This is a genomic window from Streptomyces sp. NPDC042336 (assembly GCF_055581985.1).
The window spans coordinates 274,804-293,082 of sequence record NZ_JBVJEA010000009.1; the positions used below are offsets into that span (position 1 = coordinate 274,804).

Genomic DNA, 18,279 nt, shown 5'->3' on the forward strand with positions numbered 1-18,279 from the left:
CTCAACCCCTCTTCCAGTCGCTGCCCCACGGCTGCTGCGGAGGCCGCCCCGGTGGCTGTTGCTGCTGCGGCACCGCGCCGGGCGGCTGCCCGTCGTGCGCGTGGTACTCCACGGACTCCGCGGTCAGCTGCATGAACGCCTCCTCCAGCGAGGCGCGCTGCGGGCTCAGCTCGTGCAGCACGATCTGCTGCCGCGCCGCCAGCTCACCGACGGCCTCCGACTTGTCGCCGTCCACTTCCAGCACCCCGTCGCCCGCCTCGACGACCGTGACACCGGCGCCGTGCAGCGCGTCGAGCAGCTGCTCGCGCTGCGGGGTGCGGATCCGGACGTAGCTGCGGGAGTTCTCCGCGATGAACTCGGCCATCGAGGTGTCCGCCAGCAGCCTCCCCTGGCCGATGACCACCAGGTGGTCGGCGGTCAGCGCCATCTCGCTCATCAGGTGGGAGGAGACGAAGACCGTACGGCCCTGGGAGGCCAGCGTCTTCATCAGATTGCGGATCCAGTGGATGCCCTCGGGGTCCAGGCCGTTGACCGGCTCGTCGAACATCAGGATCCGCGGGTCGCCGAGCAGCGCGCCGGCGATGCCCAGTCGCTGCCCCATGCCGAGGGAGAAGCCCTTGGTCTTCTTCTTGGCGACCGCCGACAGCCCGACCGTGTCCAGGACCTCGCGCACCCGGCTCGCCGGGATGCCGTTGCTCTGCGCGAGGCACAGCAGGTGGTTGTAGGCGCTGCGCCCACCGTGCCAGGCCTTGGCCTCGAGCAGCGCGCCGATGTACGTCAGCGGGTCCTTGAGCTGCTCGTAGCGCTTGCCGTCGATCCGTACGTCCCCGGCGGTCGGGCGGTCCAGCCCCAGCACCATCCGCATGGTCGTGGACTTGCCCGCGCCGTTCGGGCCGAGGAAGCCCGTGATGATGCCGGGTCTGACGGTGAAGGAGAGATTGTTGACCGCCACCTTCTCGCCGTACCGCTTGGTCAGCCCCTCGAGCTCGATCATGGCGCCCACGCTAGAACGGGACGAGGCCCACTGCCACCCCAGTGACAGAAGGCCTCATCCTTCCTCGTACGTATTCAGCAGGCGTTCGCCCGCTCGGGCCGAACCGGGCCGGCGGAACGGCGTCAGCGGGACTGCTGGGCCGGCACCCCGCGGGAGACCGACTCGTCCTCGACCGACGGAGCGGCGGCCACCGCGGCACCCGTGAGGGACGCCAGCATCTCGCGCACGTTGGTCAGCTGCGCGTTGATGGAGTCGCGGCGGTTGGTGAGGGCGGCCAGCTCGCGCTCCGACTCCGAACGGATCCGGTCGGCCTTGGCGTTGGCGTCGGCCACGATGTCCTCGGACTGGCGCTGCGCCGTCTCCACGGTCTGGCGGGCCCGGCGCTCGGCGTCCGTGCGCAGCTTCTCCGCCTCCAGGCGCAGCTGCTCCGCGCGGTGCTCGATCTCCGCGAGCCGCTTCTCGGCCTTGGCCTGACGGGAGGCCAGGTCCCGCTCGGACTGCTCGCGGCGCTTGGCGAGGTTCGTCTCGAAGTCGGCGGCGGCCTGCGCGGCCTTGGCGCGGGTCTCCTCGAAGAGGGCGTCGGCCTCGTCGCGCTTGGACTGCGCGTCCTTCTGCGCCTCGGAACGCAGCTGGGAGGCGTCGCTCTTGGCCTTCTCGACGATCCGGACGCCCTCGTCCTCGGCCTTGGCCTTGCGCTCGGCGGCGTACGACTCCGCGTCGTTGCGCACCTGCTGGGCGGCCGACTCGGCCAGCTCGCGGTGCTGCTCGGCCGCGCGCCGGGCCTCCTCGCGCAGGTCCTTCGCCTCTTCCTCGGCGAGCCGCAGGATCTTCTCGACCCGGGCACCGAGACCGGCGTACGACGGCTCGGCGTCGTTGACCTGGGCCTGGGCGTTCTGAGTCTCGAGGTGGAGCTCCTCGATGCGCTTTTCCAGAGCGGTGATGCGGGCGAGAGCGCTGTCACGGTCGGAGACGAGCTTGGAGATACGTTCGTCCACCTGAGCGCGGTCGTACCCACGCCGCACAAGCTCGAAGCCGTAGGGGGAAGTGTCGCTCATGGGGTTCCTGTCGAAAGAGACCGGGTGAGGTGATAGAGGGAATCCTAGGCGCCAATGCGGTGTGTCATCGAGCGGATGCACGTTTGATACGGAGAATGACACCTCTTTTGAGTGGCTGACCCTCGGATGGCTTGCCAAAGCCTCGGGCAGGAGTCCCGTCGGGACTCGGCCAAAGATCTCCAGCAGACACCCAAATCACCCCGAATGCTAGCCGTCTGACGACTTGCCACCCGAACGTGGGGCGCCCACCGTCGCTCCGGCCTTCACCCCGTTGTCCTTCGCGCCCCCGGGCGCCTCGAACGACTCCAGTGCCTCCAGCACGTCCTGCACCCGGGAGATCTCCGCGTTGATGTCCTCGCGGCGCCGGGCCAGCACCTCCAGCTCGCGCTTGCCCTCGTCGACCGTGCGCCGGGCCTCGCGGACCGCCTCGGCCTTCAGCTCCTCGGCCTCGCGGACCAGGGTGGCCTTCTTCTGCTCGGCCTCCTTGAGCAGCCCCTCGGCCTTCTTGACGGCGGCGATGCGCACCTTGCCCGCCTCGGAATTGGCCTCCGACACCAGCTCCTTGGCCTTCGCCTCCGCCTTGGCGAGCTGCTCCTCGGCGGCCTTGACGAGCGCGTCGCAGCGGTCGCCGGCCGACTTCATCGTCTCGGCGGCCTCGCGGCGGGCCCGCTCGTGCAGCTCCTCGATCTCGGAGGTGAGGCGCTCGCGCAGCTCCTCCGCGCGCTCCCTTATGGCGGTCGCGTCCCGGCGGGCGCCGACCAGCAGCTCGTCCGCGTCCGTACGGGCCTTCTCCACCCGGGTGTTGCCCTCGACGGTCGCCTCCGAGACGATCCGGTCGGCCTCCGTGCGGGCCGCGCCGACCATGGTGTCGGCCTGCGACTCGGCGTCCGCGGTGGTCTTCTGCGCCTGCTGCTGCGCCTCGGTGAGCAGCTTGTCGGCCTCGGCGGTGGTCTCCGTGATGAGCGTGTCGACCTGCTCGGCGGCCTCCGAGCGCCGTTTGTTGGCGTCCTTGCGGGCCTCGTCGAGGGTGCGCTCGGCCTCCTCGCGGGCCGCCGTGGTGACCCGCTCGGCCTCCGCGGCCGCCTCGCGGCGGACCCGGTCCGCCTCGGTGCGAATCCGCTCGGCGTGCTGCTGGGCCGAGCCGACCGTGTCGGCGGCCTCGGCCCGCAGCCGCTCCGCCTCCCCGGTGGCGTCCGAGACCAGCTGCTCGGCCCGGGCGCTCGCCTCGGCCCTGACCCGGTCGGCCTCGGCGATCGTCTCGGTGCGCAGCCGCTCCGCCTCGGTGGCCGCCTCGGTCCGTACCCGCTCGGCCTCGCTCGCCGCCTCGGCGGTGACGCGCTCCGCCTCCGCGAGCGTCTGAGTGCGGATCCGCTCCGTCTCGGCCGCCGTCTGCGTGGTGAGCCGCTCCGCCTCCGAACGCGCCTCGGTGATCAGTGTGTCCGCCTGCGTCGCTGCGTCGGACCGGATGCGGTTGGCGTCCTCGCGGGCGTCCGCCCGGGTGCGGGCCGCGGACTGCTCCGCCTCGGCGATGGCGTCGGAGGCCTCCGTGCGTACCCGCTGGGCGTGCTCGGAGACGTCCGCGCGGATCCGGTCGGCCTCGGTGATGGCCTCGGACACGGTCCGCTCGGCCAGCGTCTTGGCGGCCTCGGTCTCCTCCTGCGCCTCACGCCTGAGCCGCCCGGCGTCCTCGCTCGCCCGCTCGCGCTCCGCGTAGGCGTCGGCGCGGACCCGGTCCGCCTCCTCCTCGGCCTCGCGCCGGGTGCGCTCGGCGGCGTGCTCGGCGGCGCTGCGCAGGCCGGTGATCTCCTCCTGGGCCTGCTCGTGCAGCCCGGCGACCGACTCCCGCACCTGCGTCGCGTGCTGCTCGGCGGCCGACACCATCTCGGTGGCGCGCCGGTCGGCCTCCTCGACCAGCCGGACCGCCTCCGCCTGGGCCTCCTCCACGCGGTTGCGCGCCGAGGCCAGCAGCTCCTCGCTCTGCTCGCGGGCCCGCTCGCGCTCCTGGTCGGCCTCCTGCCGGGCGGACCCGAGCAGTTCCTCCGCCTCGCGGCGGCGCCGGGCGGCCTCCTCCTGGGCGGCGGCCAGCGCCTCGGACGCCTCGGCGGCGATGCGCTCGGCGGCGGTCTGCGCCTCCGCCCGCACCCGGTCGGCGCTCTCCTGCGCCTCCGTCTTCAGCCGCTCCGCCTCGCTCGCGGCCTCCGTGCGCAGCCGTACGGCGACGGCCTCGCCCTCCGCGCGGGAGGCGGACGCGTCCGCGGCGGCCTCGGTGCGCAGCCGCTCGGCCTCCGTCTCGGCCTGCTGCTGGAGCGTACGGATCCGCTCCGCGGCCTCGGTGCGCAGCCGCTCGCTCTCCTCCGCGGCCTCGCGGCGGATCCGCTCGCCCTCCTCGCGGGCCTCGCTCAGCGCCTGCTCGGCGGCGGTGCGGCGCTCCTCGGCCTCGGTGTGCAGCCGCGTCAGCTCCTCGGCGGCCTCCGCCTGCCGGGCCTCGACGGCGCGCTCGGTCTCCTCGCGCAGCTCGCGGGCGGCCCGCTCGGCCTCCTCCTGGAGCTCCTCCACCCGCTCGGCGGCCTCCGCGCGGTGCCGCTCGGCCTCCGCACGGGTGCGCTCCAGGGTCTCCTCGGCCTGCCGGCGCAGGGTCGTCGCCCGCTCGATGGCCTCGGTGCGGACCTTCTCGCTGTCCGCCGTCGCGGACTGCCGCAGCTCGTCCGCGTCCGCCTTGGCCTTGGCGAGCAGCTCCTCGGCGGTCTTCGCCGCCTCCTCGATCTGCGCCACGGCCTCCTTGCGGGCCTCGGCGCGGATCTTCTCGCCCTCGGCGACCGCCTCGGCCCGCAGCTGCTCGGCCTCGCCGCGCAGCCGGCGCGCCTCCTCCTGCAGCTCGACCGTCTTGGCGCGGTACTCCTTGGTGTCGTCCTTCGCCGCGCCCTTGAGCTGCTCGGCGATGTCGTGCGCCTCGGCGCGCAGCCGGTCCGCCTCGGCCTCGGCCTCCGTGCGGATCCGCTCGGCCTCCTCGGTGGCGGCCTTCGTGGTCCGCTTGGCGTCCTCCGACGCCTTGTTCAGCACGTCCTCGGCGGTCTTGGCAGCCTTGGACAGCTGCGTGGCCGACTCCTCGGCCGTGATGGTGCGGGCCTTCTCGGCGGCCTCGGCGACGATCCGCTCGGCCTCGGCACGGGCGTCCGCGACCACCTGCTCGGCCTCGGACCTGGTGTTCTCCGCGTCCTTGGTGGCCTCGCCGACCAGCCGGGCGACCTGCTCCTTGGCGGTACGGGTGCGCTGCTCGTTGGTGGCCTCGGCGCTCGACAGCGCCTTGGCCGCGGCCTCCTCGGCCTCGGCGACCACCTTCTCGGCCTCGGCCTGCGCCTTGCGCAGCGCCTCCTCGGCCTCCGACATGCGCTGCTCGGCGGCCCGGCTCAGCTCCTGGACCTCGCGGCGGGTGGACTCCGACTCGGTGACGGTGGAGCTGCGCAGCTGCTCGGCGTGGTCGGTGGCCTCCTGCGCCTGCGTCGAGGCGGCGTTCAGCAGCCGCTCGGCGTCGGCCCGAGCCCGGCGCAGGATCTGCTCGGCCTCGGCACGCGCGCTCTCCGCGTCGCTGCGCAGCCGCTGACGGGCCTCGGCGGTCAGCCGCTCCGCCTCCGCGCGGGCCGCGGCCATCGCCTGCTCGGCCTCGGCACGGGACTCGTCGAGCAGGCGCCGGGCCTGCTGCTCGGTGCGGGCGCGCAGCTGCTCGGCCCAGGCGACGTTCTCGTTGACGTGCGACTCGACGGTCTGCCGGCGCTCGGCCAGCTCCTGGTCCAGCTGCTGGCGGCGGGTCACCGCCTCCTGGTGCAGCTCCGCCTGGAGCCGGGCGGCCTGCTCGGCGTGCTCCTGGAGGATCCGCTGGGTCTGCGCCCGCGCCTGGCTCAGCTCGCGCTCCGCGTCGGCGCGCAGCTGGTCGGCCTGCGTCTGCGCGTTGCGCAGCAACTGCTCGGCCTGGTACCCGATGTCGCCGCCGTCGAAGGCGGGCCGGGACATGATGGTGCGGCGCGCCTCGTGCAGCTTGGCGCGCAGCACCTCGACCTGGTAGCCGAGGTCCTCGGCGTGCTGGATCGCCTTTTCCCGCTCGGTCTTCAGCCGCTTCATCTCGGCCTCGAACCGAGAGAGGTGGTCGACGTCAGCCGCCGGCTCTCGCTCCTGGCTCTCGTAGCCCCGCACTGCGCGGTCCCATCCGTCCCCTGGTCGCAAATCTTCCCGAACGGGCTCCGTCCGTCCGCCGGACGGGGCCCCCGGGGAATGGTGTCAGATCAACGGCGGAGCATGTGCTGCTGCCCCGTCGCCGACCCCCCGAAACACGACCCCGGCGGTCCCGTCGTCGCACGATGACAGGACCGGGTCACCCTGGATCGAGCGGCGACCGCACCCAACCCTACCGGCCCCTATGTACGAGGGTCAGTGCTCAGGTGACTCAACGGCCGCCGATGTGACCAGTTCTGTCAGGACGCCATGGCAGTCCTTGGGGTGCAGGAAGGTGATCCGCGACCCCATGGAACCGCGCCGGGGCTCGTCGTACAGCACACGAACGCCCTTGCCCCGGATGTCCGCGGCGTCCGCGTCCACGTCCGCCGTACCGAACGCGATGTGGTGGACGCCCTCGCCGTTCTTCGCGAGCCACTTGCCGACCGCGGAGTCCTCGCGGGTGGGCTCCAGGAGCTGGAGGTACGAGGCGCCGCCGTCCGACGTATCGTTGATCTTGAGCATGGCCTCGCGGACCCCCTGCTCCTCGTTGACCTCGGTGTGGAACACCTCGAAGCCGTAGGTGGCACGGTAGAAGTCGACGGTCGCGTCGAGGTCGTGGCAGGCGATTCCGATGTGGTCGATTCGCGTCAGCATGGTTTCAGTGCAGCGCTCCGGAGGTGGTTACGCAACGTGCGCGCGATCACACCGACAGCCCGGTGACGGGCGGGATACCGCTCAGTACATTCGAGTAAACCCTCGTTCACTCCTCGGCCTGTGCGGGCCGGAAAAGGGGATCGCAGCCCATGTCTTCTGCATCGAACGGCACGACTTCCGTCATCGTCGCGGGTGCCCGCACCCCGATGGGGCGGCTGCTCGGCTCCCTGAAGTCCTTCTCCGGGGCCGACCTCGGCGGATTCGCGATCAAGGCCGCGCTCGACCGCGCGGGGATCGGCGGCGACCAGGTCCAGTACGTGATCATGGGGCAGGTGCTCCAGGCGGGCGCCGGGCAGATCCCCGCCCGCCAGGCCGCCGTCAAGGCCGGCATCCCCATGAGCGTCCCGGCGCTCACGGTCAACAAGGTCTGCCTCTCCGGCCTCGACGCCATCGCACTCGCCGACCAGCTCATTCGCGCGGGTGAATTCGACGTGATCGTCGCCGGCGGCCAGGAGTCCATGACCAACGCCCCGCACCTGCTGCCGGGGTCCCGCGAGGGCTACAAGTACGGCGCGGTCCAGATGATCGACGCCATGGCCCACGACGGCCTCACCGACTCCTTCGAGAACATCGCCATGGGCGAGTCCACGGAGAAGCACAACACCCGGCTCGGCATCGAGCGCGCCGCCCAGGACGAGATCGCCGCCCTGTCCCACCAGCGCGCCGCCGCCGCCCAGAAGAACGGCGTCTTCGACGCCGAGATCACCCCGGTCGAGATCCCGCAGCGCAAGGGCGACCCGGTGCTGTTCAGCAAGGACGAGGGCATCCGCGGCGACACCACCGCCGAGTCGCTCGGCAGGCTCCGCCCCGCCTTCGCCAAGGACGGCACCATCACCGCGGGCTCCTCCTCGCAGATCTCCGACGGCGCGGCGGCCGTGGTCGTCATGAGCAGGGCCAAGGCCGAGGAGCTGGGCCTGGAGTGGATCGCGGAGATCGGCGCCCACGGCAATGTCGCGGGCCCGGACAACTCTTTGCAGTCGCAGCCGTCGAACGCCATCCGGCACGCCCTGAAGAAGGAGGGCCTGGAGGTCGGCGACCTCGACCTCATCGAGATCAACGAGGCCTTCGCGGCCGTCGCCGTGCAGTCAATGAAGGACCTCGGCGTATCCACCGAAAAGGTGAACGTCAACGGTGGTGCCATCGCCCTGGGCCACCCGATCGGCATGTCCGGCGCCCGGCTGGTGCTGCACCTCGCCCTGGAACTGAAGCGGCGCGGCGGCGGCGTCGGCGCGGCGGCACTGTGCGGCGGCGGCGGTCAGGGCGACGCGCTGATCGTGCGGGTCCCCGGGGCCTGACACCCCACAGACACGGGATCTCAGCAGGGACACGAGATCTCGCAGAACGGAGCTGAACGGAGCTGTGATGCAGGACGTCTCCTCACTGGTGGCCCAGGCCCGAGAAGGCCGGCCGCGGGCCGTGGCCCGGCTGATCTCCCTGGTGGAGGGGGCGTCCCCGCAGCTCAGGGAGGTCATGGAGGCGCTCGCGCCGCTCACCGGCAACGCCTACGTGGTCGGCCTGACCGGCTCCCCGGGCGTCGGCAAGTCGACGTCCACCTCGGCGCTGGTGACGGCGTACCGCAAACAGGGCAGGCGGGTCGGCGTGCTCGCCGTCGACCCCTCCTCCCCCTTCTCCGGCGGCGCCCTGCTCGGCGACCGGGTGCGGATGTCGGAGCACGCCTCCGACCCGGGCGTCTACATCCGCTCGATGGCGACCCGCGGCCACCTCGGCGGCCTCGCCTGGGCCGCGCCGCAAGCCATCCGCGTCCTGGACGCGGCCGGCTGCGACGTGGTCCTGGTCGAGACGGTGGGCGTCGGCCAGTCGGAGGTCGAGATCGCCTCCCAGGCCGACACCTCCGTCGTCCTGCTCGCCCCCGGAATGGGCGACGGCATCCAGGCCGCCAAGGCCGGAATCCTGGAGATCGGCGACGTCTACGTCGTCAACAAGGCGGACCGCGACGGCGCCGACGCCACCGCCCGCGAGCTGAACCACATGCTGGGCCTCGGCGAGGCCCGCGCCGCCGGCGACTGGCGCCCGCCCATCGTCAAGACGGTCGCCGCGCGCGGCGAGGGCGTCGACGAGGTCGTCGAGGCGCTGGAGAAGCACCGCGCGTGGATGGAGGAACGGGACGTGCTCACCGAGCGCCGCCGCGCCCGGGCGGCCCGCGAGGTCGAGACCATCGCCGTCACCACCCTGCGCGAACGCATCGGCGACCTGCACGGCGACCGGCGGCTGGGGGCGCTGGCGGAGCGGATCGTCGCGGGGGAGCTGGACCCGTACCGGGCGGCGGACGAGTTGGTGGCGGGGCTGACCGAGGGCTGAGTGGGCGCGGGGCGGCTTTCCGGCGTACAGCTTCTTTCGTCCCCGCCGCCCCTTCCCGTCCCTGGGGGCTGCGCCCCCAGACCCCCCTTTCGGCCTGAACGGCCTCGTCCTCAAACGCCGGACGGGCTAAACTCACCCGCGTGTTCCTCCTCTTGGCCTAGGACCCGCCCCGCACGCGACCGCCGCATCCGGCCGTCGCGCGCATCGGCGTCCCCTAGTTGCCTTCCTGCTGAGGAACCCTTCGCGTGTCCACGCCCCTTCCGCGGCCCTCGTACGCCGCCGTGCTCCGTGTCCCCCATGCCCGCCGCACCTTCGCGGCCGCCCTCGTCGGCCGGCTGTCGTACGGCACGGTCTCCCTCTCCCTGATGCTCTCCCTGACCCGGTCCACCGGGTCCTACGCCGTGGCCGGCCTGGTCATGGCGCTCTTCGGCGCCACGAGCGTCTTCCTGTCCCCCTGGCGCGCATCCCTCGTCGACCGGCACGGTCCGCGCCGGGCCCTGCCGCCCATGGCCCTGCTCTACGCCGTCCTGCTCTGCGTGCTGGCGGCGGTCTGCCGGCGTCCGGGCACCTCCGAGACCGTCCTCGCGGTGACCGCCGCGCTCGCGGGCGCCTGCACGCCCCCGCTCGGCCCCGTGATGCGCGCGGTGTGGGCCGAACTGCTCCCGGACCGGCGGATGTTGCAGCGGGCCTACAGCGTGGACGGCGTCGCCGAGGAACTGCTCTTCGTCTCCGGCCCGCTCCTGGTCGGCGGCATCGTCGCCGTTGCGTCGCCGGTGGTCGGCGTCGTGCTCAGCGCGGTGCTGGTGGCGGTCGGCACCCTCGCCTTCGTGACCTCACCGGCGACCGCGGCGCTGCGCCCGGCGGGGCGGGGGGAGAGCGACGGCCCCGCACCCGGTCGGGGCGGCCCAGGGCAGGGCCGGGCACTGCTGCAGCCCGTCGTGGTCGCGGCGGCCGTCGGCGTCTCGGTGAGCGCCGTCGACCTCCTCGTCGTGGCCTTCGCGGGGGAACACGGCCTCGGGGACGGCGCGGTCGCCTGGGTGCTCGCGGCGCTCTCGGTGGGCAGTGCGGTCGGCGGGCTCGTCAACGGCGCCGTCGCCTGGAGTTCGCCCACCCGGGCGCGGCTCCCGATCTTCGCGGCCGGGGTCGGTCTCTGCCTCGCCGCCGCGGGCCTCGCGCCCGGACTCGGCACGCTGGTCCTGGCCGTCATGTGCGCGGGCCTGTTCGTGGCCCCGGCGCTGACCACCGCGTACCTGATCGCCGACGAGAGCGTGGCACCCGGTTTCCGGGTCCGGGCGGGCGCGTGGTGCAACACCGCCGTGAACGCCGGGATGTCGGCCGGCGCCGCCGCGGTGGGCCTGCTGGTGGAGCGGTTGCCCCTGCCGGTGTGCTTCGCGGTGTCCGGCGCGGTCGCCGCGGCGGCGGCACTGGTGCCGGGGTACCGCCGCCGTGGTCGCGCCCGGTCGGGCGGGGCCGGTCAGTCGTCGTCGAAGCCGTCGTCGGCGTCGTCCGAGTCGTGAGAGCCGTGCGCGTCGTCCGAGCGGTCGGCCGTGACCTTGCCGGTCGCCGGGTCGACCCGCCAGTCCTGCTCGCCCTTGCCGGAGGCGTGCGTCTGGGCGTCCCAGGCGGTCTTGCCGTCGCCGTGGTGGCCGTCCTCGTCCAGCTCGACGGAGGTGACGGTCCCGTGTCCCGCCGCCGCCTTCGCCGCCTCGGCGGCGTCGACGGAGGCACCCTTGAGGGCCGCGCGCACCTCGGCTGTGTCGTCCTCGTCGTCGTCCCGCTCCGAGCCCATCACCTTGCCGGTGGCCGGGTCGACCCGGACGCTGTGCCAGGTGCCGTCGCCGGAGAGCACGTCGACCTCCCAGGCCGCGCGCTCCCGGCGGTCGTCGCCGTCGTCGCCGTCGGCGTCCTCGTCGTCCAGCTCGGCGGAGACGGCGGTGCCGGGGGTGTCCGCGAGGGCGGAGGCGATGGCGCCGGCCGCCGTCACCTTCGGGGAGGCGGCGCCGTCGGAGTCGTCGCGCCGGTCGTCGCCCCGGTCGTCGTCGCGGTCCCCGGCCTCGTCCCGTACGCCGCCGTCGTCCGACACGCTCACGTCCGCGCGGGGCGCCGTGCCCCGGTCGTCGTCCCCCGTCGTCGCCAGGGCCGTGGCCGTACCGCCTCCGATCAGTGCGGCGGCGGTGACGGCGGCGATCACGATGTTGCGCTTCATGAGGTTTCCTCCGAGTCGTCCAGAGTCCAGCGGGTTTCGGTGACTTCACTGTCGCGGACCGACGCTGAGGCCAGGCTGAAGCCGCCTGAAGCGATCTTCAGCTCCGTTTTGGGACCCTCTACACATGCGCCTGTTGATCGTGGAGGACGAGAAGCGCCTCGCCGTGTCGCTCGCCAAGGGCCTCACCGCGGAGGGATACGCGGTGGACGTCGTCCACGACGGCTTGGAGGGACTGCACCGGGCGGGCGAGGGCGTGCACGACCTCGTCATCCTCGACATCATGCTGCCCGGCCTCAACGGCTACCGGGTCTGCGCCGCCCTGCGCGCCGCCGGGCACGACGTGCCGATCCTGATGCTCACCGCCAAGGACGGCGAGTACGACGAGGCCGAGGGCCTGGACACCGGCGCGGACGACTACCTCACCAAGCCCTTCTCCTACGTCGTCCTCGTCGCCCGCGTGAAAGCCCTGCTGCGGCGGCGGGCGCAGGGCGCCGGTGCCTCACCCGTGCACGTCCACGGCGACCTCCGGGTCGACACCGCCGCCCGCCGGGTCTTCCTCGGCGAGGACGAGGCCACCCTCACCGCCAAGGAGTTCGCCGTCCTGGAGCAGCTCGTGGTGCGGGCCGGAGAGGTGGTGTCCAAGGCGGAGATCCTGGAGCACGTCTGGGACTTCGCCTACGACGGCGACCCGAACATCGTCGAGGTGTACGTCAGCGCGCTCAGGCGCAAGCTGCGCGCCGGGCTCATCCGGACCGTGCGCGGCGCCGGCTACCGGCTGGAGACCGGGCGGTGAGCCGCCTCTTCGGCTCGGTGCGGGCCCGTGCCACGCTCGCCGCGACCCTCGTGGTCGCCGTCGCCCTCGTCGCGGCCGGTACCGCCGTCCTGCTGTCCCTGCGCTCCAACCTGCTCGGCGAGGCGGGCACCCAGGCGGAGCGCTCGGCGCGGGACGTGGCGACCGCACTGGCCGTCGGAACGCGCTACACCGAGCTGAACCTGGACGTCGACGACCGCCCGGTGCAGGTCGTCGACGAGGCGGGCACCCTGGTGGCCGCCAGCGAGGACCTGGAGCGGATCACCGGCACCGGCGTCGACGCGGTGCAGCCCCGGCCGGCCGCCACGCGCGACGACGGGGAGGACGCGGACGACGACGACTCCGACGCGTCGCTCGAAGCCGGGGAGATCGGCGAGCCGGCCACCGTCGGCGACGGCACCGCGACCGTCGACGGCGACACGGAGGACTACCGCTTCGTCACCGTCCCGGTGGAGACCAGGGGCGGCGAGCAGCTCACCGTCTACGCCGGTGCCCCGCTCGCCGCCGAACACGGCGCCGTGAACACCGCGCTGACCGTGATGCTGATCGGCTTCCCGCTGCTGCTCGCGGTCGTGGCATGGGTGACCTGGCTGGTCACCCGGCGCGCGCTGCGCCCGGTGGAGGGCATCCGGCGGGAGATGGCCGCGATCACCGCCAGCGAGGACCTGGCCCGCCGCGTCCCCGTGCCGGGCACCCACGACGAGGTGGCCAGGCTCGCCACGACCACCAACGAGACGCTGGCCGCGCTGGAGTCCTCGGTGGAGCGGCAGCGCGGCTTCGTCGCGGACGCCTCGCACGAGCTGCGCAGCCCGATCGCGTCGCTGCGCACCCAGCTGGAGGTGGCCGCCGCCCATCCGGAGCTGCTCGACCTGGAGGGCGCCGTGGCGGACACCGTACGGCTCCAGCGGCTCGCCGCCGACCTGTTGCTGCTGGCCAGGCTGGACGCGGGGGAGCGGCCCGCGGACGCCCGGGTCGACCTCGCGGCGCTCGCGCGGGAGGCGGCCGAGGGCCGGACCGGGGTGAGCGTGCGGGACGAGGGCGAGGTGCGGGTGGCCGGATCGCGGGGGCAGCTGGGGCGGGTACTGGCCAATCTGCTCGACAACGCCCAGCGGCACGCCCGCTCGGCGGTGGAGGTGTCCGTACGGCGGGACGGGGACGCGGTGGTGGTCGCGGTGGCCGACGACGGCGAGGGCGTGCCGGCGGCCGACCGGGAGCGGATCTTCGAGCGCTTCGTCCGGCTCGACGACGCCCGCAGCCGAGACGACGGCGGCGCCGGTCTCGGGCTGGCCATCGCCCGCGACGTCGCCGTACGGCACGGCGGCACCCTCACGGTGCACGACGCACCGGCAGGCGGCGCCCTGTTCGAGCTCCGCCTGCCGGGTGCCTAGGCCTCCACGGCCGTCGAGGACGTGGTCAGGGACGTCCGCGCTGCCCGCGCAGGTGTTCCGCGATGGGCTTGAGCGCCTTGTCCAGCTCCGTCAGGTCCTCCGGGGCCAGCAGGTCGATGAAGTGCCTGCGGACGGAGGCCACATGGTGCGGCGCGACCTTCCGCATGGTCGCCAGGCCGTGCTCGGTGAGGACGGCGAAGAGTCCGCGGCGGTCGGACTCGCAGTTCTCCCGCCGGACCAGGTTCGCGTTCTCCATGCGGGTGATCTGGTGGGAGAGGCGGCTCTTGGACTGCATCGTGGCGGTGGCCAGGTCGCTCATCCGCATCCTGTCGCCCTCCGACTCGGAGAGGTTCACCAGGATCTCGTAGTCGTTCATTGTCAGGCCGAACGGCTGCAGGTCCTTCTCGAGCTGGTGCGTCAACAGCCTGTTGACCTCCAGGTGGGTGCGCCAGGCACACTGCTCCGTATCGGTCAGCCAGCGAGTGGCCGTCTCGGTCTCCATGAATGAAGTCTACCTAAAAGGTTGAAAGGTGAACTAGTGAGGGGTTTTCCGTGACGGTGACGGTGCGCACGCGTTCGATGTCACACTCCGCAGATTACCGCTCACAGCCCGAAGCGGCGCTGGAGGTCCCCCAGCTGTCCGGGAAGCCCCGGTGCCCCCGACCGGCCTCCCGGCGCACCGGAGGTGCCGCCTCCGGGCACTCCGGCCTGCTGCGGCGGAGCCCCCACGGCCTGCTCCGCCATGAGTACCTCGCTCGACTGGAGCAGCACCGTGCCGGCCCCCACGAACTCGAACTGGTGCTCCTCCCCGGAGGCCCCGCCGAGCCCCGTCATCGCACGTAGACCGCCCAGTAGGCCGGTCATGTACCCGTGGTCGTAGTGGTGGCACGGGGACGGGCAGTCGGCCCAGCCGACCAGGGCCTGCGGGTCGACCCGGACCGGCGGTTCCACGAACACCACCGGACCGTTCGACGCGGCCACGAACTTTCCGGTTCCGATCAGCGTCAGGAAGCCCGGCACGATCGACTGCTTGAGCGCGAGGCTTGGCTGAAAAGCGAGCAGATTGCCGGAGCGAATGGTCAGGTTGCCGTCCTCCAGGTCGTACGAATTCACGTCGAAGGCCCGGTCGGCGAGGAGCATCTTGCCCGAGCCCTCCGCCACGACCCAGTCGCTCGCGTGCAGAGGCGAATGGAAGGACGTACGCACCAGACGGTCCAGCCGGCCGTGCCCGATCCCGTTGAAGTCGATCGTCCCGTAGTAGGCGATCATCTTCCCCTTCTGCAGGAACCACTGGCTCCCCTTCAGCTCCACGCAGAAGGTGTACGCGTTGACGTTGTCGTCGGCCGGCAGCGACGTCGGGTCGTGGTGGACCGTGCTCACAGCTTCTCCTCCGACGCCTGGACGAACACCGTGCCGCTGCCGCTCAGCTCCAGCTGGAACGCCTCGCCGGAGCCGCGTCCCACCATGTCCCGCCAGCCCAGCGCCGTGGACAGCTTGTTGCGCACGTCGCCGTGGTGGGCGACGTAGGCCTGCGGGTCGACGCGCACCGGGCGCTGCGGGGTGATGGGCACCTCGAACACGCCGCCGTGGGCCATCACCGCCACCGAGCCGTGGCCCCTGAGGGACGTGGTGAACAGCCCCTGCCCGCTCACCTGGCCCCGCACCATCCCCATGACGCCGCCCTGTGAGCCGAGGAACACCGTGCTCTGCTCCAGGGTGCCCTCGAAGGCGAGGAGGCGGTCCGCCTCGACGTACAGGGTGTCGCCGGAGAGGTTGATCACCTGGACGTGGTGGCCGCCGTGCCCGAAGAAGACGGTGCCGCTGCCCTCGACGGTCATCAGCGGCGTGTCCTCGTTCGCCACCCGGCGTCCGATCATCGACATGACCCCGCCCTGGCCGCCGCGCAGATTCGGGGTGAAGGACACCTCGCCGCGGTAGGCGAGCATGGCACCGCGCTGGCTGAACAGCCGCTGACCGGGCGCGACGGTCGCCTGGACCATCTTCGAGTTGATCTCCTGGAAGGCCATCTCAGACATCCCCCGCGATCGTGTTCCGCTCGCTCGGCTGCACGTAGACCAGTCCGTCGCCCTCGAAGCGGATCTGGAAGGCCTCGCCGCCGCCCTCCCCGAACAGCGTGCGGAAGGTCACACCCGACTGGAAGGACTGCCGCAGGTTCCCCTGGTGAGCGACGTACGCCCCCGGGTCGACGGTCAGCGGGTACTGCGCGCTGACCCGCAGCACCACCGCGGGACCGTCGGACATGATCGCCGCCTGCCCGTGCCCCTCGATCGTCGTGGTGAACAGCCCGTTGCCCTGGGAGGCGCCGCGCGTGCCCGTGAAACTGGTGCCGGTGCGCAGCCCGGCGTCGGCCGCCAGGAAGTTGCTCGACTCGACGTACAGCTTGTCGCCCTGGAGCCCCACCAGGGTGATCTCCGAGGCCCGGTCCGCGAACCAGCAGGTCCCCTGCCCCCTCACCTCCATCACCGTCATCTGCTCACCGGTGATCCGCCGGGTCACCATCCCCCGGATGCCCTCACCGCCACCGCTCAGCTTCTTGAAGGCCATCTCCCCGTCGTACGCGACCATCGAGCCGTTCTTCGCCTTCACGGCGTCATGGGTCATGTCGACGGCGAGGACCTTGCTGCCTTGAAGTCGGAACATCGCCACGCTGCGAAAGTAGCCCCGCCATGGGTGGACGGAACAGGGCCCACGGGTGGAGACCGACCCTGAGTCCATCCCTTGGGGCATTGTTTGCCACAATGGGCGAACGATTGTGCTTCCGTTCACAAGGCGGACCGCACACGTCGGCCGCGCCGTCAGCGACTCCCTCCCACCGAAGGTGACCCGTGGACCTCAAGACCGCCACCGCCCTCCGCCGCCTCCGCCTGGTCTCGGCCCCCGAGGCGATCTCGTTCCTCCTCCTGCTCGTCTGCTCCGTCCTGAAGCGGACCACCGACTTCAACGCGGTGCCGGCGATGGGCATGATCCACGGCGTCCTCTTCGTGCTGTACGTGCTCTTCTGGGCGGACGCCTGGAACCGCGCCAAGTGGCCGCTGAAGACCGCCGCCCTCTACTTCGTCCTCTCGGTCCTGCCGACCGGCGGCTTCTTCGCCGAGCGCAAGCTCAAGCGCGAGGCCGAGACCGCGGTCATCGCCTCCCGCGCCCGCCAGGAAGGGATCGTCAACGCATGATCGTCGCCTTCTCCGTGACACCGCTCGGTGTCGGCGAGGACGTGGGGGAGTACGTCGCCGACGCCGTCCGGGTGGTCCGCGAGTCCGGGCTGCCGAACCGCACCGACGCGATGTTCACCTCGATCGAGGGCGAGTGGGACGAGGTCATGGACGTGGTCCGGCGTGCCGTGGCCGCCGTCGAGGCCCGGGCGCCGCGGGTCTCCCTGGTCCTCAAGGCGGACATCCGCCCCGGTGTGACGGACGGCCTCACGTCGAAGGTCGAGACGGTCGAGCGCCACCTCGCCGGATGAGCGCCGGGTGAGCACGCCCGCGCGGGCGGTGGTATCGAAAGGCGAGACGGTGCTGACCGGCATGTGACCGGCCGGTAAGGTCTCTTGCCGTGCCGAAGCCCCTCAGTCTCTCCTTCGATCCCATCGCCCGAGCCGACGAACTCTGGGCACAGCGCTGGGGCGGTGTGCCCTCCATGGCCGCGATCACCTCGATCATGCGGGCCCAGCAGATCCTGCTGGGCGAGGTCGACGCCGTGGTCAAGCCGTACGGGCTGACGTTCGCGCGGTACGAGGCGCTGGTGCTGCTCACCTTCTCCAAGTCGGGCGAACTGCCGATGTCCAAGATCGGCGAGCGCCTGATGGTCCACCCCACCTCCGTGACGAACACCGTCGACCGGCTGGTGCGCTCCGGCCTGGTGGCCAAGCGCCCCAACCCCAACGACGGCCGCGGCACGCTGGCCACCATCACCGAAAAGGGCCGCGAGGTCGTCGAGGCGGCCACCCGCGACCTGATGGCGATGGACTTCGGCCTGGGCGCGTACGACGCCGAGGAGTGCGGGGAGATCTTCGCGATGCTCCGGCCGCTGCGGGTCGCCGCGGGCGATTTCAAGGAGGACTGAGCAAGGGGACGCGGCGGGCCGGCCCGGCCCGGCGAGTCGCCCGACCCGGTCGAAGATCGCGCGAAACGGACGGTTACGCTCGGAGCCATGAAAAAGAGCGTGCTGACCCGCTACCGCGTCATGGCGTACGTCACCGGAGTGCTGCTGATCGCGCTGTGCCTCGGCATGATCGCGAAGTACGTCCTGGATCTGGGCGGCGCCGCCGACTTCACCCAGGTCGTCAGCATCGCCCACGGCTGGCTGTACGTGATCTACCTGGTCTTCGCCTTCGACCTGGGCTCCAAGGCGAAGTGGCCGGTGAAGAAGCAGCTCTGGGTGCTGCTCGCCGGGACCGTGCCGACCGCGGCGTTCTTCGTGGAGCGCAAGGTCAGCCAGGAGCTGGACGCGAAGGTCGCCGGCGCCGAGACGCCGGCCGCCGCCAAGGCGTAACCGGCCCCTCACGAGCCGTCCCACCGTCGTACGGACACCCGTACGGCGGTACCCCATCGACATTTACTTGGACG

18 protein-coding genes are annotated in these 18,279 nt (G+C 72.3%); 9 read left to right on the top strand and 9 right to left on the bottom strand.

The window, feature by feature from the left end; translation table 11 throughout:
• Position 1: 1 nt before the first annotated feature.
• The 4 genes from ACZ6IM_RS21515 to mce form a co-directional block, all read right to left on the bottom strand.
• The gene (locus ACZ6IM_RS21515) at positions 2 to 994 is read right to left on the bottom strand and encodes an ABC transporter ATP-binding protein (RefSeq protein ID WP_052840646.1); all 993 of its coding nucleotides are present in this window, start codon (positions 992 to 994) and stop codon (positions 2 to 4) included.
• 122 nt (positions 995 to 1,116) lie between these two features.
• On the bottom strand, positions 1,117 to 2,049 hold the full coding sequence (locus ACZ6IM_RS21520) for a coiled-coil domain-containing protein (protein ID WP_052840645.1): 933 nt from the start codon (positions 2,047 to 2,049) through the stop codon (positions 1,117 to 1,119).
• Between the two features lie 207 nt (positions 2,050 to 2,256).
• The gene (scy, locus tag ACZ6IM_RS21525; RefSeq protein WP_052840644.1) at positions 2,257 to 6,237 is read right to left on the bottom strand and encodes a polarized growth protein Scy; all 3,981 of its coding nucleotides are present in this window, start codon (positions 6,235 to 6,237) and stop codon (positions 2,257 to 2,259) included.
• A gap of 234 nt (positions 6,238 to 6,471) precedes the next feature.
• Positions 6,472 to 6,912 (bottom strand): methylmalonyl-CoA epimerase, encoded by a 441-nt coding sequence (gene mce / locus ACZ6IM_RS21530; RefSeq protein WP_030187341.1) that lies wholly within the window; start codon positions 6,910 to 6,912, stop codon positions 6,472 to 6,474.
• A 149-nt stretch (positions 6,913 to 7,061) separates the two neighbouring features.
• Between mce and ACZ6IM_RS21535 the strand changes: the two genes are divergently transcribed.
• From ACZ6IM_RS21535 to ACZ6IM_RS21545, 3 genes are all read left to right on the top strand, one after another.
• A complete protein-coding gene (locus ACZ6IM_RS21535) occupies positions 7,062 to 8,267 on the top strand; it encodes an acetyl-CoA C-acetyltransferase (protein WP_469558243.1) in 1,206 nt (401 codons plus the stop codon).
• A gap of 67 nt (positions 8,268 to 8,334) precedes the next feature.
• Entirely contained in the window at positions 8,335 to 9,291 is a 957-nt protein-coding gene (meaB, locus tag ACZ6IM_RS21540) for a methylmalonyl Co-A mutase-associated GTPase MeaB (RefSeq protein WP_052840642.1), read from the top strand.
• A 245-nt stretch (positions 9,292 to 9,536) separates the two neighbouring features.
• Positions 9,537 to 10,808 (top strand): MFS transporter, encoded by a 1,272-nt coding sequence (locus tag ACZ6IM_RS21545; RefSeq protein WP_052840641.1) that lies wholly within the window; start codon positions 9,537 to 9,539, stop codon positions 10,806 to 10,808.
• Here the strand turns inward: ACZ6IM_RS21545 and ACZ6IM_RS21550 are convergent.
• A complete protein-coding gene (locus ACZ6IM_RS21550) occupies positions 10,766 to 11,497 on the bottom strand; it encodes a PepSY domain-containing protein (protein ID WP_052840640.1) in 732 nt (243 codons plus the stop codon). The two genes, ACZ6IM_RS21545 and ACZ6IM_RS21550, sit on opposite strands and share 43 nt — an antisense overlap.
• Before the next feature lie 124 nt (positions 11,498 to 11,621).
• On the opposite strand from ACZ6IM_RS21550, the gene ACZ6IM_RS21555 reads away from it, so the two are divergent.
• Entirely contained in the window at positions 11,622 to 12,290 is a 669-nt protein-coding gene (locus ACZ6IM_RS21555; protein WP_052840639.1) for a response regulator transcription factor, read from the top strand.
• Positions 12,287 to 13,696, top strand: a complete 1,410-nt coding sequence (locus tag ACZ6IM_RS21560; protein WP_052840638.1) for an ATP-binding protein — start codon at positions 12,287 to 12,289, stop codon at positions 13,694 to 13,696. The genes ACZ6IM_RS21555 and ACZ6IM_RS21560 overlap by 4 nt, the downstream gene beginning before the upstream one ends.
• A gap of 25 nt (positions 13,697 to 13,721) precedes the next feature.
• Here the strand turns inward: ACZ6IM_RS21560 and ACZ6IM_RS21565 are convergent, their stop codons facing one another.
• The 4 genes from ACZ6IM_RS21565 to ACZ6IM_RS21580 all read right to left on the bottom strand — a co-directional run bounded on the left by ACZ6IM_RS21565 (position 13,722) and on the right by ACZ6IM_RS21580 (position 16,357).
• On the bottom strand, positions 13,722 to 14,198 hold the full coding sequence (locus ACZ6IM_RS21565) for a MarR family winged helix-turn-helix transcriptional regulator (RefSeq protein WP_052840637.1): 477 nt from the start codon (positions 14,196 to 14,198) through the stop codon (positions 13,722 to 13,724).
• Positions 14,199 to 14,299: 101 nt separating this feature from the next.
• Positions 14,300 to 15,076 (bottom strand): AIM24 family protein, encoded by a 777-nt coding sequence (locus ACZ6IM_RS21570; protein ID WP_052840636.1) that lies wholly within the window; start codon positions 15,074 to 15,076, stop codon positions 14,300 to 14,302.
• Complete coding sequence (locus tag ACZ6IM_RS21575) at positions 15,073 to 15,723, bottom strand: AIM24 family protein (protein ID WP_052840635.1); 651 nt, start codon at positions 15,721 to 15,723, stop codon at positions 15,073 to 15,075. Before ACZ6IM_RS21575 ends, ACZ6IM_RS21570 begins: the two co-directional genes overlap by 4 nt.
• Before the next feature lies 1 nt (position 15,724).
• Positions 15,725 to 16,357 (bottom strand): AIM24 family protein, encoded by a 633-nt coding sequence (locus ACZ6IM_RS21580; protein ID WP_052840634.1) that lies wholly within the window; start codon positions 16,355 to 16,357, stop codon positions 15,725 to 15,727.
• Between the two features lie 185 nt (positions 16,358 to 16,542).
• On the opposite strand from ACZ6IM_RS21580, the gene ACZ6IM_RS21585 reads away from it, so the two are divergent.
• The 4 genes from ACZ6IM_RS21585 to ACZ6IM_RS21600 all read left to right on the top strand — a co-directional run bounded on the left by ACZ6IM_RS21585 (position 16,543) and on the right by ACZ6IM_RS21600 (position 18,205).
• Positions 16,543 to 16,887 (top strand): DUF3817 domain-containing protein, encoded by a 345-nt coding sequence (locus tag ACZ6IM_RS21585; protein ID WP_052840633.1) that lies wholly within the window; start codon positions 16,543 to 16,545, stop codon positions 16,885 to 16,887.
• Positions 16,884 to 17,177 carry an MTH1187 family thiamine-binding protein gene (locus ACZ6IM_RS21590; protein ID WP_052840632.1) on the top strand — a complete coding sequence of 98 codons (294 nt, stop codon included), beginning with the start codon at positions 16,884 to 16,886 and terminating at the stop codon, positions 17,175 to 17,177. The genes ACZ6IM_RS21585 and ACZ6IM_RS21590 overlap by 4 nt, the downstream gene beginning before the upstream one ends.
• Before the next feature lie 89 nt (positions 17,178 to 17,266).
• Positions 17,267 to 17,776: a MarR family winged helix-turn-helix transcriptional regulator gene (locus ACZ6IM_RS21595; protein WP_052840631.1), complete on the top strand. Its 510-nt coding sequence runs from the start codon at positions 17,267 to 17,269 to the stop codon at positions 17,774 to 17,776.
• An 87-nt stretch (positions 17,777 to 17,863) separates the two neighbouring features.
• On the top strand, positions 17,864 to 18,205 hold the full coding sequence (locus ACZ6IM_RS21600; RefSeq protein WP_052840630.1) for a DUF3817 domain-containing protein: 342 nt from the start codon (positions 17,864 to 17,866) through the stop codon (positions 18,203 to 18,205).
• The last annotated feature ends 74 nt before the right edge of the window (positions 18,206 to 18,279 follow it).